We start from the raw sequence: 23,514 nt of genomic DNA, 5'->3' as shown, positions 1-23,514 counted from the left end.
TTGTACGATGTTTTTTGGGGGACCCCCGGTCACAAAAGGACACTGACCTGGGGATGTTAAGAAGTGACGCGTTTGACTGGGGCCTATTTTCCCGTGCCCGGGAACTCGCATCCTGTGATGCTGCGGACCGCGTATTGCGCGTTCCTGTCGGTGACTCTTGCTCTTGCCCCCACATCTGCCGCGCTGTCCCAAGTCGTTCCCGACGGTCGGACAGCCACAACCGTGACGGGCCCCGGAGCCACGCTGGACGTGCGGACCGGGACGACCTCGGGCGGGTACGGGGTGAACAGCTTTTCGCAGCTGAACGTGAATTCGGGCCAACAGGTCAATGTCCATGTGCCCACTGGCATGGCGGGCACGGTCAACCTTGTGAACGGTCCGCGCAGCCAGATCAACGGCACCCTGCGCAGTGTTCAGAATGGCCAGACCGGCGGTAACATGTACCTTGCCAACCCCAACGGTTTCACCGTGGGGCCGGGCGGGCGTGTGGTGGCCAATGGTGTGGGCATGTCCACGCCGACGCAACGCTTTGCCGATGGCATGTTCGACGAAAACGGCGCGCCGCGCACCGGCCATGTCAGCGCGCTGGTTGGCGGCACAGCGCCGCAGTCCGGGGCGGGGATAACCGTCGACGGGCAGGTGCACGGCGATACATCCGTCCGGTTGCGGACTGGCGGGGACATCCAGATTTCGGGGCAGGTCACAGCCGGGGCGCGTCACAGCCAGATGGCGGGGGCTGTGAACTTAGGCTCGGTCAGCTTGCAGGCGGGTGGCAATGTGCGGATGGCGCCCGGTGCTAAGGTCCGCGCGGGGGGGCCCAGCGCGGGCGGTACGGTTGATATCCGTGCGGGCGGTGACATCCGCATGGACGTGGGCGCGCTGGTCGAGGTCGAAGGCCTGAACGCCGACGACGCAGGGACCGCGATCCTGTTTGCCGACAACAACGCCTACCTTGGCAGCGGCGCGGTCGTCTCGGCGGCGGCCCTTGGTGAGGGCGACGGTGGCTTTGTTGAGTTCTCGGCCAAGAACCTTGTCGAACTGGGCGGCGACCTGATGGCATGGTCCGCAATGGGCGACGGCGGCACGGTCTTCATCGACCCGGCGACCTTCACCCTGTCGGCGGACGTGTTCACGATGGGCGCGGATTACATCGTGCAGGTGTCCGACTGGATCGAGGTTGATCCCGGCGTCACCATTTCGACCCGCACATATAACGTCACCCCGGTCACCACGGGGGATGCGATCACCATGGCCTCGACCGGGGCCTCAGGTGATATTCTGTTCGACGCGCCAGAAATCACCATCGGCGCAGGTGCGCGGCTATTGGCCTTTTCCGATAACAGCGCCTTTGCCGGCGGGGATATCCTGTTGTGGGCGCATGAGGTCGATTGGGTCGATGTCGCGCAAAGTATCGTGCCGATTGGCACCGCCTCGATCTCGGTCGATGAGGCTTTGATCTGGGGTAAAACCGTCACGCTGCTGGCCGAAGCGTCGACGGATGACATCCTTGATACACCGGGTGCCGTGACGGATTACGTCAACGACACCATCGGCACCACGGGCGTTGCGCGTCTGGACAATTGGATCGCGAACAAGGCGGCGGATTACGACACGGCCCTGTCGGCGATCCTGTCCGATATCGACAGCCTCAACCTTGGCGCCTACGTCACCGCGAAGGCGCGGACCGAGGTGTACGGAAGCACCCTGATCGCCAAGAACAGGGTCGAAATTCGATCTTCGGCCACCACCACCGTCGATCAGGATCCGGCGGATGAGACGCTGGCCTTTGCTTGGTCCCGCACCGTGACCGAGGCTGAAACCCACGTCGAACGGAGCCGCATCGTCGCGGGCGGCAAGTTGATCGTCGATGCCCAGACGCATGAGACGGTGAACCTTGTCGCCGAGGCGGGCGGCACCGAGTCGCCGGAACATACTGCCATCGCCGCATCGATCCGCGAAACCAAGGCCGAGGCGGTTGTCGCGGACTCCGGCTATGGCGCGCGGGCCTTCCCCAACGCGCCCTACGGTTTCAACGACATTGAAACCGGCGGCACGGTCGAGGTGACGGCGAAATCCACCAAGGACGTGTCGGTCGTCGCTCACTCGGGCGGGAATGGTGATGGCACTGGCACGGCGCTGGCGGGGTCTTTCGAAGTCTCGACCACCCGCGCGGCTTTGGGCGTGCAGGTCAGGACCGACGACAAATCGATCAGCGTCACGGCTGATACAATCTATGACCAGAACACGGTGCTTGCCGAAACCGGGGATTTCGATCTGTCCGGGTCGCCTGCCACAGGCGGTTGGGACGGGACCGTTATGGATGCTGCGGTCGCCGATCTTCGCAGCAATATTGCCGAAGGATTGGGCTTTGGTGACCTGATAAACGGCGCGTCCGTCGTTGCCGTTCGGTCCGAAACCACGACCCAAGCCGACTTTGGCAGCGGCACCTACGACAGCCTCCGCTATGGATACACCCGCGACCTGACCAGCGCGTCCTTCTTTCCGTCGGATGGTGAGGCGGGCGCGGATGTCACCGCCACGCTGCGTGCCACGACTGATCTGGGCGACAGCAGCTATATCGCGCGGGTGGAAAACGACACCGAAGCCAACCGCAGCCGTGGCGGCACGGTCACCTTCGTCGATGATACCCGCCAGACCGTGGCCGATGCCGATGGCTTTGCGGCCTATGGCGCACCGGAGGTCGACATTTCCGCAACCCTGACCGGCACGCTGCGCGCCGAACAGGAAACCGGCACGGGCGACAGCCTTGCCGTAGCCTTTGGCTGGCTGCGCACGAATTGGACCACACACGCGATCCTTGACACCTACTTTCAGGCAATCGACGGGCTGTACCTAAACGCGTTGGAAGAGGTCGAACTGGCCAATGTTCAGAAAGCCGAAGCCGAGGTCGAGGCGGAACATGGCGCGGGCAACTATGGGATGGTCACGACGAAATACAATTCGGACGTGATCGCCGAGGTAAGCTCTATCAGCTCGACCAGACGCAGCTATTTCGACCCGGACTATGACTACGGCGCGCTTAACATCCTTGCCCTGTCCAAAACCAGCATCGAAACCGAAGCTGTGCGCAACGGGTCTCTGGAAGGTGAGACGGGCATCCAGGGGGCGATCACCGGGGCGTTCCTCTTCTCCTCCGGGTCGGTGCAGGCGCTTTTAGTGCCGGGCGATTACGGCAACTGGAACGAAACGTCTGACACATATGTCGAAGCGCGGGATGAGACTTGGCGGCAGGTGGTCGCCAATGCCAGCGCCAAAAGTGATGCGAACATGGGCGTCGGGGCATTGTCCTATGACGCGTATCGCCGTGACACCACGGCGGTGATCGAAGGCGCGGGTTTCTTCAGCAATGTCGAAAATGTTTCCGTTGAAGCGATTAGCGCCACGCATGCGTCAACGGTTTCGATCGGACGGGTCGAGGGGGAAGAAAAGTTCGGCGGTGCGCTCCTCGGCTCAATGGTGGTCGATGATCGGGATGTGACCGCCTATTTCAACAATCTGGACCCATACGGTGCACCGGTCGTCGAGATCGAGAATTCGCTCGCAGTCGAAGCGACCCGCGACGACAGCATCATCCTGATGCAGGGCACCAACGCCAATTCCGATCAGGGGGCAGGGGTCGCCCTTGGCACTGTGCTCGTCGGCGGCGCAACGACCGCCACGGCCGAACTTTATGGTTCGACGGTTATCAAGGATTGGATCTACGGCCCCGATCCGGAGCTTGGTCTTGATCCCGAATTGGGTTTCGATCCTGAGCTTGGCTTTGATCCTGAATTCGGCTTTGACCCTGAGTTTCCCGGTGAATACTTCGGCGACCCGATTGCAGGCGACGGGTTGGGCAAGCTTAAGGTCTTTGCCGAAAACAACACCAAGGCGATGGACGTCTCTCTTGGCGCCAGTTCCTCCGGAGAGCTGAGCTTCTCTGGCTCCATGTCCTATATCAATCTGGGGACCCTGCCCGAAGGGACCGAGGTCAAGGACAGCGCACAGGCCATTCTGGACGAAGGCTCCAACCGGGATGAGGACGCGCGGCAGGCCGCCGAAGGCGTGCGCGACCATTTCGTAACCGCCTATACCGAGGCCGGAGCCCTTGGCGGCGCGTCGTTGGACCCGACCGTGAACCGCGACAGCGTGATCGCGGCGCGGCTGAACATGGATGGCTTCCCCACTGCCAACACAGTCGATGTCGAAGCGCGCGATAACCGGATGGGTGTCGGGGTGGCCGGTCAGCTTCAGGCGGGTCTTGTGTCCGATGCCATTCAGGTGACGGACAAGTTCTTCTCGATCGACGATATCACGACCAAAGGCATCGATTTCTCTTTGCGGCCTGAAACGGTGGGGGAAGCTTACGGTACGGCGGTGGATGTCATCGGCACTGGCTTCAAAGCATCCTTGGCGCTGACCGAATTCAAATCCCAGATCGCAAACAGCCCCAGCTTTGCAACCGAAGCCAAAAGCTTTGGCGCGGCTTTCAGCCAGGTTATCATCGGCGGCGCGCTGGTGGCAGAGGCACAATTGGCCGATGGATCGGCTGGCAGTTACAGCAATACCGGCAACGCGTCGCTGGACGCCGACCAGATCACCATCAATGCCGAAAACGCGGCCCGCGCCCATACCATCGCCATGGGTGTTCAGGCCGGCGACACGACCTATGGCGCGTCCATTTCGCATAGCCGTCAGAACCAGATGACCGCAGCCAGCGTGTCGGACGTCATCCTGACCGGGACGGGCATCAATATCGGGGCGGAAAATACCACGCGCACCTCGGCCATCGGCGGGATCGCTCTGGCCGCTTGGGGGGCAGAGGCCGTTGGCGCCACCGTCACGCTTGTCGACATGGACGCGGCGACGCTGACACAATTGTCTGACGCCACGATCATTGGCGACACCATCGACATCTTTGCCGATGATGCGGGCACCGGACTAAGCGTCAGTCTTGCGGGCGGCGGCTCTCCGGCCAGCGGGGCGCTGATCGCGGCTATTTCGGCCACATCGCAGCGGTCGTTGGTGCAGGCGCTGGTTCAGAACACCACCATCCTTTCCTACGAAGAGATCGAGATCGAAATCGAACAGGACGCGCGGTTGCACGCGGTGACGCTTCAGGGTGGCGGCGCGTTGAAAGCGGGGGCCGGGGCGGCGATTGCCGATGTCAAGCTGGCCGGCGTGACCGAAGCGGTGATCGACGCCTCTTCCCTGACATCGGGCACCGACACCACCGTGCGGTCTTGGTCCGACCGCAACGTCGGGGCGGTCGCGGCAGGCGCGAACGTAGGATTGGACGCAGGCGTCACCGGATCCATCGCACTGGTCACCCGCGAAGAGCTGACCCGCACACTGGTGACCGACAGCACCATTGACGCCGGCGGGTCGATCTTTGTCGAAGCCAAATCTAGCGTCGACTTCGGTGCCCTTGGCGGCGGCGGCGAAGGTCTGTTTGGCCAACTGGGGCTGCCAACGATTTCGCTGGCCGGTGGCGCGAATGCGGCCTTCGGGATCTCGGTCTCTGTCATCCGCTCGTCTTCGGTGACCGAAGCGCTTGTCAGCCAGAATTCCGAATTGACCGCAGAAAATCAGGTGGTGGTCGAGGCGGACAATGACACCGACCTGTCAGTTCTGGCGATGTCGGCCAGCGCTTCTGGCAGCGCCGCCATTTCGGCGCAGGTGCCGGTGCTGGTCGTCCGGGATTCGGTTCTGGCCTCGATCATCGGGTCCGAAGTCGGCGCGACCGATCTGGATATCCTTGCCACCAACGACACCGATATCGACCTGATGTCCTTTATCGCACAGGTGTCGGGCGGGGGCACGGGCGGCGCAGATATCGAATCCATCACGCTGGACAAGACGACCACCGCAGAAATGACGGCGACCACCGTCACGGCTGACGGCGCTGTGACGGTTCAGGCACTAGCGCCGGATCAGATCACGACAACCTCCGCCTCGTTTGGGGCGGGGGCCAACTTCTCGGTCGCGGGTGTGGTGCAGGTTATCAAGGCGACGTCCGACACCCACGCCTTTGTCGACATCAGCGATATCGACGCCGGATCCCTGCTGATTGAGGCCGAAGCCGATCGCACCCTGACCCAGACCGCCGTCAACGTGAACATCGGCGGCCAAGCGGGCGTGGGCGGCATGGTGCTAAGCCTGCGCGCGGACGACGACGTCACGGCAGAGGTGAAAGACGGCGGCACGATCACCAATTCGCTGATCACCACGACCGGGGCGGCGGATGTCAAAGCAAGCTCTGACCTGACGCTGAACAGCACGGTCATCGGCGGCAGCGGCGGCACATACGCGGCGATTACCGGCGCGTTCCAGATCGTCAAAAGCTATCAGACCGTGAAATCTCGTATCGGCGATTACACCGATCTGACGGCAGGCTCGGTCTTGGTCGACGCCACGCAGGTGTTCAACCAGACCTCGGCCGTGGGCAACGGGTCGGGCGGCGGGGTGGCTATCGGTGCATCGCTGCTGGCGTTCAAAGGCGGCAACACCGTACTGGCCGAGGTTGCCACCAACGCCGATGTCACGGCAGACACGACCGTTGACGTCACGGCCAACGCCGAACGCAACATGACGGTGAACACCGTGTCGATCGGCGGCGGCGGCCTTAGCTTTCAGGCGGCCGCAACGATCATCGCCTTTGGCCGCAGCACGCAGGACGACAACACCGACGAATTCTATGCCACGCTGAACGACGACCTGAACGACCCCGACGCTATGGGCGAAGGCGGGGCCTATGGTCTGGGTGACAGCCGCACCACCGAATTGCTGGCCGAAGGCGTCGCCGCGCGGCAGGCGCAGATCGACGCGCTGGACGTGGTGCCGGACACGGTCGAGGCGCGGGTCGACACCAAATCCACCGTTTCTGCGGGCACCACCCTGCGCGTTCTGGCGGATGAAACCGGGCTGCTGGACCTAAGCGCGGGGGCCGCCTCTGGCGCGACGGGGGCCTTTGCGGGCGGCCTGACGAAACTGCGCGCCGGAACGACTGTCAAAGTTACGCTCGCCGATTCCGCAACGCTGAAGGCGGGGTCGCAAGTCACCGCCCGTGCGCGATCGACGCTGGATACCGGCACGCCTTATGCCGTGGCCGGGGCCGGCGGGATGATTGGCCTGACCGCCGCCGTCGCGGAAACCCACGCGAACCGGGATGTCACCGTGACGCTTGGCACCAACACGCAAATCTATGGCACGTTGGGGTTCACCCCCAATGTCACCATTCGCGCCCGCGAAGACAGCGCCACCCGCGCCAAGGCCGACAGCGCCAGCGTCGGGGCCGTGGCGGCGGGCGCGGTCTTTGCCACCGCGCGCAACGACAGCACCGTCGGCGTGGATTTCGACATCAGCGCCACCGGCAACCCCACGGCAATCTTCGCCAATGACCTTGTGATCGAGGCGAAGCGCACCGGCGAAGTCGAAGCCTTGGGCTGGGGCGCTGCGGGCGGCGCGCTGGCGGCGGCGGCAGGCGTCGATGTTCTGGCCGAGGATCTGTCGCTGACCACAATCGATCTGGACCGCGCGAGCCTGACCAGTATCGGCGACATGACCATCACCGCCTTCAGCGCGGGCGGAGTGAATTCGCAGGCCACCGGCGCGGCGTTGTCGCAACTGGCTGCCGTGGGCCTGACCTTCGCCAAGGCCGTGCGCGAATCCGACGTCGAGATCCTGGCAGATGGCGCGCAACTGGGCGCTGACGATCTGACCGTTCAGGCCCGCGACGCAGAAGGGGAAACCAAAAGCACCGCCTCTGACGTGACGGCGCGCACATGGTCGGCATCGGTCGCAGGGGCGGCGTCTTTGGGCGGGGCGGAAACGCGGGTCATCAACACCTCGGACGTGACCGTAGACCTGACGTTGGATGCCCTGCTGATCGGTGGCGATGCAGACCTAAGCGCCACGACGAACTCTACCATTCTGGCGGACAGCTTTGGCGTCACGGCAGCCTTTTACGCGGGCGGCGCGAACCATGTCTTTGCCGATCACGACGCCGACGCCGACCTGACGCTGACCCTGACAGAAGCGGCTTATATCGGGGACGTTCTGCGGCTGGATGCGACGTCGCTGGACGATGTGGAAGTTGACAGCACCTCGGGTCGCGGCGGCGTCTATACCGTCTATGCGTCCAAGGCTGATCTGGATGTGACTGGCGATACATCCGTCACCCTGAACGCGGGCGACGATTTGGTGGTCGAACGGCTGCTGACGATGAACACCCTGCGTCGCGTCGATGTGCAGAACCAAGCCAACAGTGCCAGCGCCAGTATCGCCGAAGCGGGCGCGACCCTGATCGACACTGATGTGACCACCGACAGCGACATCACGGTGTCCGGCACGGTCACGGCCAAGCGCTACAACATGTCGGTCACCACCGACATCGACAAGTTGGACCCCGGGTACTCCGGCAAGATCGGGTCTGCCGGTCTGGCCAGCGGCACGTCGTTGGACACGGAAACGCGGGTCAACGTGGATGCGGATATCACGGTGGCCTCGGGCGCGGTGCTTAATCAGGCGGGCGATACCGGCACGCTGCCGGGTGTGCGGATGGCCGTCACCTCGGCCTATGACCTGATCGATAGCGTCAAGATCGACACGGGCGGCGGGCTTCTGGCGCCCTCGGCCCGGACGCTGGTGGACCTTGAGAAAAGCAATACCGGTATCACCATCGGCAACGCGGATATCCTGACCGAACGCGACATCGACTTTTCCGTCGTGACCGAGGCGGACGTATCGACTGAAGCCTACGTCAACGTCTATGGCATCGCTGGCCGCCCCTATGCCGAGGCGATTTCGCGGATCGACAGCGACCAGCTGATAAACATCCAGTCCGGTGCCAAGATCATCGCGAACCGGGGCGAAGTGCGCATGGCCGCCGGGGGCCCGGATGGCGGCGAACAGGCGTTTGATGTCGATGCCGAACTGCGGATTTGGAACGCCACGGTCTTTCCGGTGACCAAGGATCCGGTCGCCATTTCGACGCTGGATCAGGTCAACCGCATCGTCGTTCGCAACGGGGCAGAGGTGCGGTCTTCCAACGACCTGCGGCTGAACACCGGCGCGGGGACGACGGATGTCTACGCCTATGGCATCGCATCTGATCTGTATGATGAGGTGGCCGAAGACGTGGTGAACTTCTTCGGGTCGCTGGTCGGTGCGGACGAGGTCACGCTGGACACTGAAGTAGGCGCCACCGCCGATCGCAGCCGCAACCTGATCGAGGTGAACGGCGAAGTCGAAGCCGGGACCAACTATTACCAGTACCTGCGCGCCGATAATGACGGGATCGACCTTAGCACCCTGACCGACGGCATCGTCGCAACTTGGGAAGAAGGCTACGACCTCGTCTCGGATCTGGAACAACAGCTGGAAGATTTGAACGACAGCCTCGAAGACGCCGAACCCGCTGAGGCCGAGGTGACGCTGGCCCTGATGGCGCGGCTAGAGGCGACTTTGGCCGAATTGGGCGACGACACCATCGGACGACTGCTGATCGAAAGCGCCTATGCCTCGGCCGGGGACGTCATCACCACGGGCGATATTCTGACCGGCACGGGCAGCATCCTGTCGCACGGGGATGCGACGATCCAGATCGTGAACTCTGGCCCCGCCATCATCGAAGTGCAGGAAGCAACGATCCCCTATCGCGGCGGCGGGCTGGTGACGCTGAACGATATCGTCGTGACCGAGGCCGACACGCTGGCCGACATCCGCGCCACGGTGATCGGTCAAAAGCACGGGTCTTACAAAGACGACACGCCACCGGACGTTGCGCTGGATATTCTGGCCACCGCAGACGTGGGCGTGGCGGCGGAAACCTCGATCGCGATTTCCAACCAATACGCCAATCAAAACGGGATCAGTGGCGATCTGTATGTGACGGGTGACATCACCAACCTGCGCGGTCGGGTCGATCTGTTCACCGCCGACGGTGACATCGTAATCATGGACGCCACCGTCGACGCGGCCGAGGTGAACATTCAATCCGGCGGGGATTTCCTGTTGGTCGGCTCTGATCCGGACGCGTTGCAAAATCTGGGCGGCGCGCCGATTTCGTCCTACGCGCCGTTCTTCTACCTTGATCAACTGAACCATCCGGCAGGCGATTGCTTTGGCACCGAATGCGCGGGTTACACCGAAGAGGTCGACGCCGGCGACAGCGCCATCATCGCGTCGGGAAGCGTGCATATCTATGCCACCGGGTCGGTAAACATCTCGGGTCTGATCCAATCGGGCATTACCGACTACACGATGGAAATTCACGATTGGCTGCCCGATCTGCTGAATTTCGTCGATCAGTCTGACACGATCATCGACCTCTACAGCCCTGACGGGTTGGGAGAGACGCCGGGTGAAGTCCTGTTCGGCCAGCACCCCGTGCCCACGATCGAAGGCAATGTCTTCGTTCGTTATGACACCGTTGCCGAAACTATCGTCGTTGACCCCGTGGTGGCCAAGGGCGGGTTGATCGACATCGTGGCCCGCGTGATTTCGACCGGCGGCGGCAAACTGTCGGCGGCGTCTGGCTATGCCAAGATTAATCTGGTCAACGAAACCACCATTCCGATCGTCTTCAACGATATCTCGACCGGCTATGACAACGGGTCGGTTGCCAAGATCTCGATCACCGATTTGAACCAGCCCAACAGCTTTTTGTTTGGCGGGTTCCGTAAAACAACCTTTACGCAGGCCGCCGATGGTACCGTGACCAAATCGGTCAATAACGGCACCGCGTTGAACGTCGTCACCACGGACGCCGTGCCGGAATACACGATCGACCAGCCGTGGCGCGTGATCATGTTGCTGAACGATATCGAAGAGCGTCTGGACGGCACATATGATCTGAAAGACACCAACCCTGGTAGCCGCACGACGGACTACGAGATTTACCGTGAATTCGGTGAGATGAATGCAAACGGCGTGATCGAAGTCGTCGCGACAGAGCATGAGCATACGTCGCTGAATAACGTCCGTTACATGCAAAACGAAGACGGCGACCCCATCGTCGAAACCTATGTCGTGCTGGGCGAAGAAACCGCGCTTGAAGCTTTCCTCGACACCATTCTTCCTGCCGGGATCAGCCACGAAACCGCAATGTGGCTAGAGCCGGAGACCTACGCCTTTATCGACCGGTCGCAGGTTCTAGACGCGGCCATCGAACACAGCTGGCAGAACAATTGGCGTTATGACGAGGATCTGGGCCAGTACACCCGGTTGGATTTCCAGGCCTCGACCGATGCCAGCTATAACGTGCACTACATTCCCGCTGACCGCCCGATTGAAATCGATTTTCACGGCTACGACACCAGCCTGCTGGAGGTGTTTTCAGAAGGCGATATCGTCTTTGGCGGATCGGTCTACAACCGCAACGGCGTGACCCGCGTCGACTCGGCTCAAGGCACGATCTACACCAACTCCAACACCAATCCGTTTGAAACCAACCGCCTGCAACTGACCGCTGCGGGCGACATCGGCCAGCGTCGCATGTACACGGCAGGCTCGGCTTACGGCTCGAACTCTATCATCCTTGCGGACGGGACGGTTGCCAGCACTGGCGGCCTGCCGGGCTTTGGCAGCTTTGCCGATTTTACGCCCAAGAATACGATGAAGATCGATCAGGCGCCGGGCTTTGGTCTTGATGTGGTCGCCGACGGTCACGTCCTGATCGAAGAGCAGACCGGCGATATGGAGCTGCTGCGCGCCTGGAGCAACCTGAGCGAAATGGAACTGGTCGCGCAGGGCGGTATCCTGCTGCATCAGAACTCTCTCTATGCGACGGAACTGATCCTTGCGCCCAACGGTCTGGAACTGACCGCGACCTCTGGCGCGATCGGGGCCTTGGATGCGCCGCTGACCATGCGGACCACGCATCTGGACGCCAGCGCCGGGTTCGACATTAACCTGTGGCAGTACGGCGACTGGACGCTAGCACTGGGCACCGTCGCCAGCGCGTCCGGCAATGTCACCTTGCTGGCCGATTTCGCGTCGATCGAAGATGCCGACACCACTGCCGTGATCGACCGCCGCGTCGAACAGAACCTGCTGGATGATCTTTGGGATGAACTGGGCCTGCGTGCCGTGAATTCCGATGGTGAGGCGGAAACGGACCGTCTGGACGCCGTCATCGCGGGCTATGAAGAAACCAAGCGGACCGAATATTTCGACTACTGGAACCAGCGGCTCAGCTACGACAAGGGCGAATATGTCGTCCAAGACTATGACCCGGCCTATCAGGTGACCTTCGATGAAGGCACCCGCGCCATGTACGCGATGACTGGCCTGACGGATGCGCAGATCGACGTGCTGGAAGACGAGGCGACCGTCCGGTTCCACAGCCTGCACCCGCTGTATTTCAAACAACCCTACGACCCGGATTACACCTACACCGCCAGCACGCAGGTGATCGAAGACCTGAGCCGTCAGCTGCACTGGACCGAGGCACAGTTGAAACGCGGCCTGCGCAAATCGCTGGTCCTCGACGTGACGGATACCGAACCGGTGGTCGAGGCCGCGAATGTCAGCGGCGTGAACGTGAACCTTGCCTCGGCGGGCAACATCGGGGCCAATCTGGATGACCTGACCATCGACCGTGACGCGCCGCTGGATGACGCCGCGCTGCTGGCACTGTGGACGGCGGAAAAGCAGGACATTGCTATTGGTCCCAACCTTATTCATGTCGCGCAGCGCGATGATCTGGATATCGAAGCCTCGGGCCACGTGATTGCCGCGGCGACGGGCGATGTCTTCCTTGGCTCCGAAGGTGATCTGGCTTTGGCCGCCGTCGTGGGCAGCGGCAATGTCCGCGTGAAAACCGGCGGCGGCATCATGATGCACGACGCCGCGGGTACCGATGGCCGCGTGTCCGGCACCGACATCGTGCTAGAGGCCGGGACGGGCGGCATCGGCGCATTGGGTGGCCCGATCCTGTTGAACCAGTTGGAAGGTGGCCGTCTGGTCGCCCGCTCTGACGGGGCGGTCCGGATTACAGCCCCCAGCGGCAACATCGGCGTATCCGAGATATTCTCGGACAACGGCGTCGTTCTGTCGGCCCTGACCGGGTCTATCCATGATGCGAACACCGATCCCTACGCTGACATTCTGGCCGACAACGTGGTGATGTTCGCGGGCATTGAAATCGGTCAGGAAGGCAACCGGCTAGATCTAGAGATGTATGGCGGGGCGGGGAATCTGTCGGCGGTGACGCTGCTTGGGATGGCGAACGTCGGTGTGGTCAGCGGTGACGTGACGGTTGGCATCTTCGGCTCTGCCATCAACGATGCCAAGCTGCGGGTCTTTGACGGTGACCTGACGCTGGCCGGTATCAGCGATCCGATGCTTGCTGACCTCTTCACCCCCGAAGTCGCCGATGACATGGCGGCGATCGAACTGGCCCTGAACGCCTCTCTCGACGGGTTCAACGGGGTGGCTGCAGGTGGTCAAAGTGTCAGCCCGCTGACCGGCAACCCGCAGCAGAAACAGACCGATGAGCTGTTGATCAGCCTTGGCGTGCCGACCTCTGAAACTGGGCTGGCCCACGATTTGCAGCCCATTCTGGACACCGTCGGCAGCAGCTTTGCCGGGGCCAATCTTTTCGCCGCCAATACGAATGAGGCGCCCGCCAACCCGGCCTCCTATCCTGCCATTCCGGCGATGCACGCAGGCCGCGATCTGGTCGTGGTCGTGTCGGGGGACGTCACGGGCCGCGACGGTTTTGCGCTGGACATGTCCGCCAGCACCGAAGCCCGGATCGAGGTCGGTGGCGCATTAGGCAGCGCGGGCAATTACATCGTCACCAATTTCGACGGCGGCACCAGTGATGTGGCCACGTTGGTGATGCAGCAGTTCGAAGGCGCGACCGCGACCTCTGACATCTACTTGGCCAACGTGAACCCGCTTCTGGTCGAAAAACTGGCGTTCAACGGTCAAGGCAGCGTGCGCATCATCGCCCGTGACAGCGTAGAGCTGGCAACTAGCGCCGAGATCAGCACAGGCCAGCTGGGTCTGGCGGCGATCGGCCCTGCAGCCGATATCACGCTGGGCGCAGGCATCTTTTATGACGTCGACCATCTGGCGTTGCTGTCCACCGGCGACGTAACGCTGGCCGCGCCGTTCCAGACCACGCTGGCGGGCGATCTGACGATCCTTGCGCGCAAGGTCCAGCCGCAGGACGGCTGTGCCACCTGCGCGACCATCGTGCTGCAGGGCGACCGCGATCTGAACATCGTCACGGCCGAAGCCATCACGCTGAACGCCGTTATCGCCGAACGCATGACGCTGGCCACCACGGGCGGCGGCGCGATCACGATTGGTCAGGTCATCGCAGGCGAAAAGGCGACGCTGGCGACGAAGCTGGGCAATGTCGCGCTGACCAACGCCATCGCCGATACCATGGTGATCCGCGCGAACGGTGCGGTTCTGGACGGCTCTTACGGCGCGGTCGGTACGCTGGATATTGCCGCGCTTAGCATTGGTCAGGGGCGCAGTGCCCCGCTGACCTTCGACGGCCTTAGCCTGCCTGCGTCCTTGACGCTTTACGGGAAATACGGTGTCTCGACCGCCTTCACCGGGGCGCGGCCGCAGGGGTACGAGATCGCAAGCCTTTCGACCGGCGCCTTGGGCACCGGCATCTATGTTAAGGCAACGACCCAGTTCACCGGCCCGCTGACATTGAACGACGTCGAAAGCCTTGGCGCGCTGATCGAGGTGCGGGCGAACGCGCTGAACGTCAACGCCGACGTGACCAGCGACGGAGGAGAAATCATCCTGCGCAGCCTTGCCGGCAACCTGACCATGGCGCCGATGACGGTGGTGGATGCAGACAACGGGCCGATCACCCTGACATCGTCCAACAACCTTGTGCTGTCGGCGGTCAATACGGTCGGCGGCGACCCGGATCGCCCGATGATCCTGATCTCGGCCACCGAGGTTCTGTCGACGGCCGAGGTCAACCGCACCCGCATCGCCGCCGCCTTTGCCGATGCGCTGACGCAAATCTATGCCGGGGCCATCGACGCGCCCGGGCCTGCGGGCCTCGACATGGCGGTCGAGCGTCTGTCGCTGACCGTTGATACGGGCGACGCGCATGTGATCCTGACTTCGGCGGGCACGCGGATCGAACGGCTTGAAAACCGCGGCAGCGGCCTGATCGATCTGGTCAGTCTGTTCGATCTGGAGTTCACGGATGCCGAGGTCACCTCGACCGGCGGCTTCAGTGGCGCGTTCGGTGATGTGATCGTCACCGCGCTTGCGGGCGATATCACCGGTAACATCATCACACTGAACGCTGGCCAGTTCTCTGCCCATGCCTTCGACGGGGCGATTGATCTGAATATCCGCGATATTGACGTCGCGGGCGCAGCCATCGGGGCCAGCGGCGCGATCACACTGGCCGACCTGAACGGCAACCTGTTCGCTGATTACGTCCTGTCCGAAACCCGCGGCGTCACCATCAACGCCACGGGCGATATCAACATCGGATCGGTCGGCCTGCGCGACGACGGCACGCTGGATGGGAATAAGGTGACCTACAAACTGATGCCCTCGGGCGCGGTGCAAGAGACGCTGCCAGAGGGCACCTTCCTGCTGACCCCCGGCAGTTACCGCGACATGACGGCCGCCCCACCGGGAACGCTGACGATTGTCGAAGCTGGCGGAGACACTGGGTCTGGCGGCGACACTGGGTCCGGCGGCGACACTGGGTCGGGTGGTGACACTGGGTCGGGTGGTGACACTGGGTCAGGTGGTGACACCGGGTCTGGCGGCGACACCGGGTCCGGCGGTGACACCGGGTCTGGTGGAGACACTGGGTCTGGCGGTGACACTGGGTCGGGTGGCGATACTGGGTCGGGCGGCGACACCGTGTCTGGCGGTGACACTGGCTCTGGCGGAGACACTGGGTCCGGCGGAGACACTGGATCGGGCGGAGACACTGGGTCTGGCGGTGACACTGGGTCTGGCGGCGACACCGGCTCTGGTGGAGACACCGGGTCCGGCGGAGACACTGGATCTGGCGGTGACACTGGGACTGGCGGCGATACCGGATCTGGCGGTGACACTGGGACTGGCGGCGATACCGGGTCTGGTGGTGACACTGGCTCTGGCGGCGACACGGGCTCCGGCCCCAACCCCATTTTTGCGCCTGTTGGGGGCGGATCGCCTCCGCCTCTCTTCTCCGGACCGACACCATTCTTCGCCCCGGGCCGGCCAAATCTGAGTCAAAATGGCATCGGTGGAGGAGGAGTTCCCGGTCCGACCATAACAATTCTTAACGGCGCCGGCGGAATAGGGCAGGGTACCCCCGGAACCGGCCCGGGCCAGAGCAGTGACCCAGAGGCCGGAGAAGAAGACGATCCGGAGGAAGAGGCAGGATGAATTCTGGACACTCGGGCGCCGTCACGGTCAGGCTGATCTGTCTGGCCGGGGCATTGGCAGTCTGGACGGCTGGCCCTGGGGCCGCGCAGGCCCTTGAACCTTCCGATGAGGCGAAGGCCCTTGCCGAAGAAGCCGCAACCGCGCCCGGCACAGCAGCACAGTCCACCGCTACTGCCACGGCCACAAAGCAGGCAACGGCCGCCACACCGCGCAAGCCTAAGACACCGGTCATCCCCCGCATCCGCAGCGTGCAATTCGTCAACGGGACGTCTTATTTGAACTCTGAAGAGGTCAAAGCCGCCGTCGCCCCCTTCGTCGGTCAGCGCGCCACGAACGCGACTTTGGCAAACCTTCAGAATGCGGTGAACGCGCTTTATGTGCGGGAAAACATCGGCCTCGCCCAGGCGGTGGTCGAAAACGCGCAGGGCGGCACGATCCGCATGCGCCTGATCGAGGCGCGCTTGGGCAATGTCATCTATAATGCGCCGGGCCTGTCGGACGACTATCTGGGATATCGCCTTGGGTTCGCGCCGGGACAACTGGCCGATACGCGCCGCCTGACATCGCAGCTACAACGATTTGGCTGGACCGATGGGTTGCAGGCCGACGCGACATTCGCCCCCGGCGCGGATGTCGGCACCACCGATCTGACCATCACCTATCCGCCGATCAAACCCGTTACCGGCTACGTCGCACTGGACAATTATGTCAGCCAGACGAACGGCAAGGCGCGCCTGTCCTTCGGGGTGACCCGCAATTCGCTGACTGGGCGCAATGATCCGCTGTCGCTGGCCGGCACCGTGACAGAAGGGACGCGTAGCCTGACCCTGTCTTACAGCACCGTCGTCAGCCCCGGGGGCGACCGGCTGGGCGTTGTGCTGAATTACGAACGCGGACGCGTCACGGCGGCGCCTGCGCGCGAAAGCCGGAAACTGGGCGCGACGGTGACCTATTCGCATCCGCTGGCCCTGTCCGACGACCGCCGCCTGTATCTGACGGGTGCGCTGGACGTGTATGACGAAAGCGCCAAGCTGGCGGGTGTCACCACCTCGGACCAGCGCGGCGCGGCGATCAATATCGGGCTGACCAGCCAGCAGGCTGCGGGTGATGGCGTCTTTGGCTGGGCGCTTGGCGTGACCGCGGGGCAATATTCCGATCGCGTCACTGGCGGGACGAACATCGGCAGCGCACGCGTCAACGGATCGCTGGATTGGCGTGGCCCGATCAGCGAAGGCATCGTTGCCGTGATGGCCGGGGCCTTCCAAGTGCCCATTACGTCCAACCTGCCGGCCCATGACAACTTTACCGTTACGGCCGCACAGATCGTGCCGGGCTATGACGAAAGCATCTCGGCCGGGCCGGGGGGCTATTGGCTGCGCGCCCAGATCGAAAGCGCACAATCCATTGGCGGGTTAGGGCAAGACGTGGACATGCGTCCCTATGCCTTCGCCGCCATGGGCGAGGCGTTCAACCTTGCCGGGGGCACACTGGTCGGGCAGGGCACCGCTGCCGCGATCGGGGTTGGGATGACCGGACGGATCAACCAGACCGTCGGGTTCGATGTACAAGTCGCCGCGCCGCAGACCCGCGTTTTGGGGTCAGGTGGCAAAGGCACAGTGACCATCAGCGCGGCTGTTTCTGCTGCCTTCTGATCAGAGGATAAAATGACATTCTTTCGCACATTCTGCACCAGCTTCGCCCTTTTAATCGCAGGCCTCGGCACCGCACAGGCCCAGAATGCCAGCCCTGACCGCGTGGCCAACGGAACCCGGTTCGGCGCCTGGACCGTCAGCTGCGAAGCTTTGGCCGTGAACGAAACCGCCTGCGTCCTGAGCCAGCGTCTGGTGCGCCGCGCCGACAATGTCTTTCTGGCAGAGCTTCTTGCCTTTCAAAGCGCCAGTGGGGATCGGGAGTTTCTGATCGCCCGCGTGCCGAACGGGGTTTACCTGCCTGCTGGCTTTGCCATGAAACCCGCAGAAGGCGAGGCCGAAGAAACCCGGTTCGTCTGGCAGTCGTGCAACAACGACCTGTGCGAAGCGCTGATCGAGCTGACGCCGGAAAAGACCGAAAGCCTTGAAGCGGCCGAGCGTCTGGTCGCAGGCTATCGCCCGCGCCTTGGGGCTGAGCCACTGGTTTTCGCGCTTAGCCTGTCGGGTTTGCAGGACGGGCTTACCGCATTGGCTGCCAGCACCAAACCGGCCGAGTGATCCGGGTTCGTCGGGCATTCCTGACGGCCGCGGCGGCGCTGGTTCTTGGTGGAACCAGCCTGACCGCGCAGCAGGTCGACCGCTTTGGCGATTGGCTGCTGGTTCAGTTCCCCGACCAACGGTGCCGATTGGCGCAGACGGTTCTGTCACGCCGGTCCGGCAATGAACTGGTCGAAATTTGGCTGGATGAGGAACCCCAAGGCACGGCGGTCATCTCGGCCCGGGTGCCGGTCGGTGTCGATCTGGCCGCGGGCATCGCCTATCGCCATCCCTCCCGACAAACGGCCGTGCCTTTGATCTGGCAGATGTGCGGACCGGACAAATGCTTGGCCCAGGCACAGATCACCGCCGATGAACTGACCCGCCTGCGTCGCGGCAACCTGATCACGCTGGCCTTCGTGCCCGTGCGGGGCAGCCGCGCCTTGCGGGTCGCCGTGTCGCTGCGGGGTGTCACTTCTGGCCTGCGCGCACAGGCCGCCTGTCGCGGTTAGTCCAGACCGATGGCCGTCCGGGCGATCCCGTCCAGCATCGCTTCGACCTTTTTCATCGCGCCGTCCGGATAGCTGCGAAAGCCGATCACGGTTTCATCGGGCGCATCGGGGCGGACAGCGACGAAGATAGTGTACGGGCAGAACATCACGTTCTGCCAATCCGCTTCCATCACCTCGCGCGACACCTGCGCCGAACAAAAGGAATAGATGTCCGCCTGTTCAAAGATCACGACGTCCGATCCCACGTCCGCGCGGGTCCGTTCCAGCATGTCGCCGGTATGGCTGACATGATCCACAACCAGACCGGCGTCGATGATCGCGTTTTCCAGACCAAAGGTGACGTCGTCAAAGCTTTGATCGGTGGTGTAGCTGACCATGTCGTCGGCCTGCGCGATGCTGGCGCAAACGATGATGGCGGCAGCGGCGATATAAGTTTTCATAATGAACCCTCCCTTACGGCAATTAGGGTGACTTGCTGCCGCAACAATATACCATAACTTCCACGAGCAGATCGCATGGAGCCATGCGACATATCGCAACAAGGGAATATGTAATGGGATTCGTCGGCACCGCAGTAGAATATCTGGCGCTGGTTTTTTTGGTCGTGATCGGGTTCGCGGCGCTGGCGGTGCTGGTGCTGTTCTTTCTGGACCGTTTCCAGACGCAGGACGCGATCCGCCGGAACTATCCGGTGATCGGGCGGTTCCGGTACCTGTTTTCGACCTTGGGCGAATTCTTCCGGCAGTACTTTTTCGCCATGGACCGCGAAGAGATGCCGTTTAACCGCGCGCAGCGGGATTGGGTGTATCATTCCACCACGGGACAGGGGAACACGGTGGCCTTTGGGTCGACGCGCAACATCTCGATCCCCGGGACCCCGATCTTTGTGAACTCGGCCTTTCCACCGCTGGACGACCAGTTCGCGGCAACGAAACCCTTGGTCATCGGGCCCTACTGCAAACAGCCCTACGATGCGCCGTCGATCTTCAACATCTCTGGCATGTCCTACGGTGCCATTTCCCGCCCTGCGGTCGAAGCACTTAGCCGCGGCGCGGGCAAGGCGAACATCTGGATGAACACCGGGGAAGGGGGGCTGTCGCCCTATCACCTGACCGGCGGCTGCGACATCGTCTTTCAGATCGGCACTGCGAAATACGGGGTCCGCGACGAAGATGGCAACCTGAGCGACGACAAGCTGCGCGAGATCGCGGCGAAGCCTCAGGTCAAGATGTTCGAATTGAAGATCGCGCAGGGCGCCAAACCCGGCAAAGGGGGCATCCTGCCCAAGGAAAAGATCAACGCCGAGATCGCGCGCATCCGCGGCATCCCCGAGGGACAGGACAGCCTGTCGCCCAACCGCCATCCCGATATTCGCAGCTTTGGGGAATTGCTGGATCAGATCGGGCATATCCGACGGGTCACCGGCAAACCCGTTGGCTTTAAGACCGTGATCGGATCCTCCGACAGCTATGCCAGCCTGTTCGAACAGATCCTTGAACGCGGTGCTGTTCATGCGCCCGACTTTATCACCATCGACGGCGGCGAAGGCGGCACTGGCGCCGCGCCCATGCCGCTGATCGATCTGGTGGGCATGCCCTTGCGCGAAGCATTGCTGCGGATTGTCGATCTGCGCGACCGCTTTGGCCTGCACGACCGCATCCGCATCGTCGCCAGCGGCAAGCTGGTGAACCCGTCCGACGTGGCCTGGGCGATTGCCGCCGGGGCGGATTTCGTCACCACGGCGCGCGGCTTCATGTTCTCTCTGGGATGCATTCAGGCGCTGAAGTGTAACAAGAACACCTGCCCCACCGGGATCACCACGCACCAAAAGCACCTGCAGCGCGGGCTGGTCGTCGAACAAAAATACGAACGTGTCGCGAATTACGCCAAGCAGATGATCAAAGAGGTCGAAACGATCGCCCATTCCGTCGGCGTCAACGAACCCCGAAAGATGCGCCGCAGCCATGTCCGCGTGGTGCAGGACAATGGTGAATCCGTCCTGCTGTCAAAGCTGCGCCCCAACACCGATGCGGGCGATGTGAACAAGCTGCACCTCTGATGGGAATGTTACAGGTTATGCCAATCGAGTGATTGGCGTAACTTTTCACCGCTCTAGTTCGTATTGTTAAGTGACAGTAGCAACCGGAGGGTGACATGGCCCGCACATGGACAAGCAAATTCAAGGATCACCACGTTACAGACAAATCGCTGTATCTGAACCGACGCCAGCTGATGGCCGGCGCAGCGGGTCTGGGGTTGGGGTCGATTGCTGGCCCGGCGATGGCCGCCCCCGAGGGGCTTGAGCCGAACCCGCTGGAAGACATCACCAACTACAACAACTATTATGAGTTCGGGACCGGCAAGACCGATCCCGCACGGTACGCCGATGCGCTGACGACCGAACCTTGGACCGTCAAGATCGACGGGCTGGTCGACAATCCCGGCGACTACCAGATGGAAGACATCCTCGCGAAGGCCCAGATCGAAGAGCGGATTTATCGTCTGCGCTGCGTTGAAGCATGGTCGATGGTGATCCCGTGGAACGGCTTTACGCTTGGCAGCCTGCTGGAACGCGCAGGCGTGCAGTCGGGCGCGAAATACGTTGCCTTCGAAACGGCGACCCGGCCCGAAGAAATGCCCGGCCTGCGCTACCCGGTTCTGGACTGGCCCTACCGCGAGGGTCTGCGCCTGGACGAGGCGATGCACCCGCTGACCATTCTGGCCACCGGCATCTATGGCGAAGACATCCCGAACCAGAACGGCGCGCCCCTGCGTCTGGTGGTGCCGTGGAAGTATGGCTTTAAATATATCAAAAGCATCGTCCGCATCACCCTGCAGGAAGAACAGCCCTTCACCTCGTGGAATGATGCCAACGCGCGTGAGTATGGGTTCTATTCCAACGTGAACCCAACGGTGGATCACCCCCGCTGGTCTCAGGCCACGGAACGGGTGATCGGCAGCGGCCTGTTTGGATCGCGCCGGGAAACCGACATGTTCAACGGCTACGGAGAAGAGGTTGCGGACCTCTACGCCGGTATGGACCTCAAGGCGAATTACTAAGGCCGTTAGGACCAAATCCAGATGCCACAGGACACAACAGCTCAGCCGTCCCTGAAGGACCGCATTGTGCAGCCGATCAATGAAGGTGCGCGCAAGGTTCCAGCGTGGCTTTTATATATAGTATCGGTCATTCCGCCGGTTTGGCTGTTCGTGGCCGCGCTGATGGGACAGCTGGGGGTCGATCCGGTCAAACGGATGGAACATCAGATGGGCGAATGGGCGCTTTGGCTTCTGATCGCCGGGCTGGCTATCACGCCGCTGAGGAAACATCTGGGCATCAACCTGATCAAGTTTCGCCGGGCGATTGGTGTCATCACCTTCTTCTATGTCCTGTGGCACTTTCTGATCTGGCTGGTGTTGGACGTGCAGATCATGTCCCAGATACTCGCCGACATTATCAAGCGTCCCTATGTGACCGTCGGCTTTGCGGCCTTCATCATGCTGATCCCCCTGGCGGTGACGTCGAACAATTGGTCGGTCCGCAAACTGGGCCCCGGCTGGCGTAAACTGCACGAACTGGTCTACGCGGCCGTGATACTGGGGGCGCTTCACTACATCATGCTGGTGAAAGGCTTTCAGCTAGAGCCCTACATCTACATGGCGGTCATCTTGGGTCTGTTGGCGCTGCGTGTGCCGGACTGGATGAAACGCTGGAAACGATAAAACGAACACCCGTGCCAAGGCGCGGGTGTTTTTCTTTGCCCAAAAATGAATCGCACCGCGTGAATCGCAAGTGAATCGCCCGAAGCAGGGGCAGATTCCGTTTGGACTCTGCTCTCTCTTGGGGGTAAACCTGTGGGTAACTCAATATGTAGGGTTTCCTCACGGGAACGAGAGCAGAAGTCCGACGCTAACAGAACTGGAAGCTGAAAAATCGTCAGCTCTAAGTATCTGAAATGACGTGATAATCGTCTTCTTTGAAAAAAAGATGACGGTTTCTCGAAAAAACTCCTTGCGGATATTTGGCCCCGGACGTAAATACCCCCTCACCGGCGGCGCTGAGGCGCCAACGGGACGCCAGACGGAACGACGGAGCGCTGCTCTGAAGGGACAGACGGCAAGACACACAGAGATGAGTGACGCGGGTTGCGCCAGATGATTGACGGCGCTTCCGGTGGATTTTGTCTCTACGCTATTTGAAATCGATGGTATCTGAAGAGATATGTGGGCGGTTTGGTTCATTTCGATGAACAAACAACTGCACATATAGTCTCGCACTCTTAGGCTCCGGCCGATGATAGAGTGTCAGCTTCACTGTTTGGACGGTTTCCGGTTTCTTATGAAACCAGAAGCACAACAAACAGAATTCTCCGGTCATGCCGGCCGGAGAGAAAATGTGCAGAGGTTCGAACGTCAAGGATAAGCTGGTAACA

The 23,514-nt window shown here is 62.0% G+C and carries 8 protein-coding genes; 7 read left to right on the top strand and 1 reads right to left on the bottom strand.

What is annotated here, in order from left to right:
- Positions 1–63: 63 nt before the first annotated feature.
- Genes ACI3GR_RS07970 through ACI3GR_RS07955 form a run of 4 tightly spaced genes read left to right on the top strand, consistent with a single transcriptional unit; the run spans position 64 to position 19,081 of the window.
- A complete protein-coding gene (locus tag ACI3GR_RS07970; protein WP_407493632.1) occupies positions 64–16,383 on the top strand; it encodes a leukotoxin LktA family filamentous adhesin in 16,320 nt (5,439 codons plus the stop codon).
- Positions 16,380–18,035 (top strand): ShlB/FhaC/HecB family hemolysin secretion/activation protein, encoded by a 1,656-nt coding sequence (locus ACI3GR_RS07965; protein WP_407493630.1) that lies wholly within the window; start codon positions 16,380–16,382, stop codon positions 18,033–18,035. Before ACI3GR_RS07970 ends, ACI3GR_RS07965 begins: the two co-directional genes overlap by 4 nt.
- 12 nt (positions 18,036–18,047) lie before the next feature.
- Positions 18,048–18,590: an invasion associated locus B family protein gene (locus tag ACI3GR_RS07960; RefSeq protein WP_407493629.1), complete on the top strand. Its 543-nt coding sequence runs from the start codon at positions 18,048–18,050 to the stop codon at positions 18,588–18,590.
- Positions 18,587–19,081, top strand: coding sequence for an invasion associated locus B family protein (locus ACI3GR_RS07955; protein ID WP_407493628.1), 495 nt, complete (start codon positions 18,587–18,589; stop codon positions 19,079–19,081). Before ACI3GR_RS07960 ends, ACI3GR_RS07955 begins: the two co-directional genes overlap by 4 nt.
- Here the strand turns inward: ACI3GR_RS07955 and ACI3GR_RS07950 are convergent.
- Positions 19,078–19,521 carry a DUF302 domain-containing protein gene (locus tag ACI3GR_RS07950; RefSeq protein ID WP_407493626.1) on the bottom strand — a complete coding sequence of 148 codons (444 nt, stop codon included), beginning with the start codon at positions 19,519–19,521 and terminating at the stop codon, positions 19,078–19,080. The two genes, ACI3GR_RS07955 and ACI3GR_RS07950, sit on opposite strands and share 4 nt — an antisense overlap.
- Before the next feature lie 113 nt (positions 19,522–19,634).
- Here ACI3GR_RS07950 and ACI3GR_RS07945 point away from each other — a divergent pair, with 113 nt between their 5' ends.
- The 3 genes from ACI3GR_RS07945 to msrQ all read left to right on the top strand — a co-directional run bounded on the left by ACI3GR_RS07945 (position 19,635) and on the right by msrQ (position 22,804).
- Positions 19,635–21,140 carry an FMN-binding glutamate synthase family protein gene (locus tag ACI3GR_RS07945; RefSeq protein WP_407493625.1) on the top strand — a complete coding sequence of 502 codons (1,506 nt, stop codon included), beginning with the start codon at positions 19,635–19,637 and terminating at the stop codon, positions 21,138–21,140.
- A gap of 95 nt (positions 21,141–21,235) precedes the next feature.
- Entirely contained in the window at positions 21,236–22,141 is a 906-nt protein-coding gene (gene msrP, locus ACI3GR_RS07940; protein WP_407493624.1) for a protein-methionine-sulfoxide reductase catalytic subunit MsrP, read from the top strand.
- A gap of 21 nt (positions 22,142–22,162) precedes the next feature.
- Positions 22,163–22,804: a protein-methionine-sulfoxide reductase heme-binding subunit MsrQ gene (gene msrQ / locus ACI3GR_RS07935; protein WP_407493623.1), complete on the top strand. Its 642-nt coding sequence runs from the start codon at positions 22,163–22,165 to the stop codon at positions 22,802–22,804.
- Positions 22,805–23,514: the final 710 nt, after the last annotated feature.

This window comes from Pseudooceanicola aestuariicola (genome assembly GCF_045763785.1).
Taxonomy (GTDB): Bacteria; Pseudomonadota; Alphaproteobacteria; order Rhodobacterales; family Rhodobacteraceae; genus Pseudooceanicola.
The sequence above is the reverse complement of the archived record's forward strand: the minus strand, read 5'-3'. Positions and strand labels throughout refer to the sequence as shown.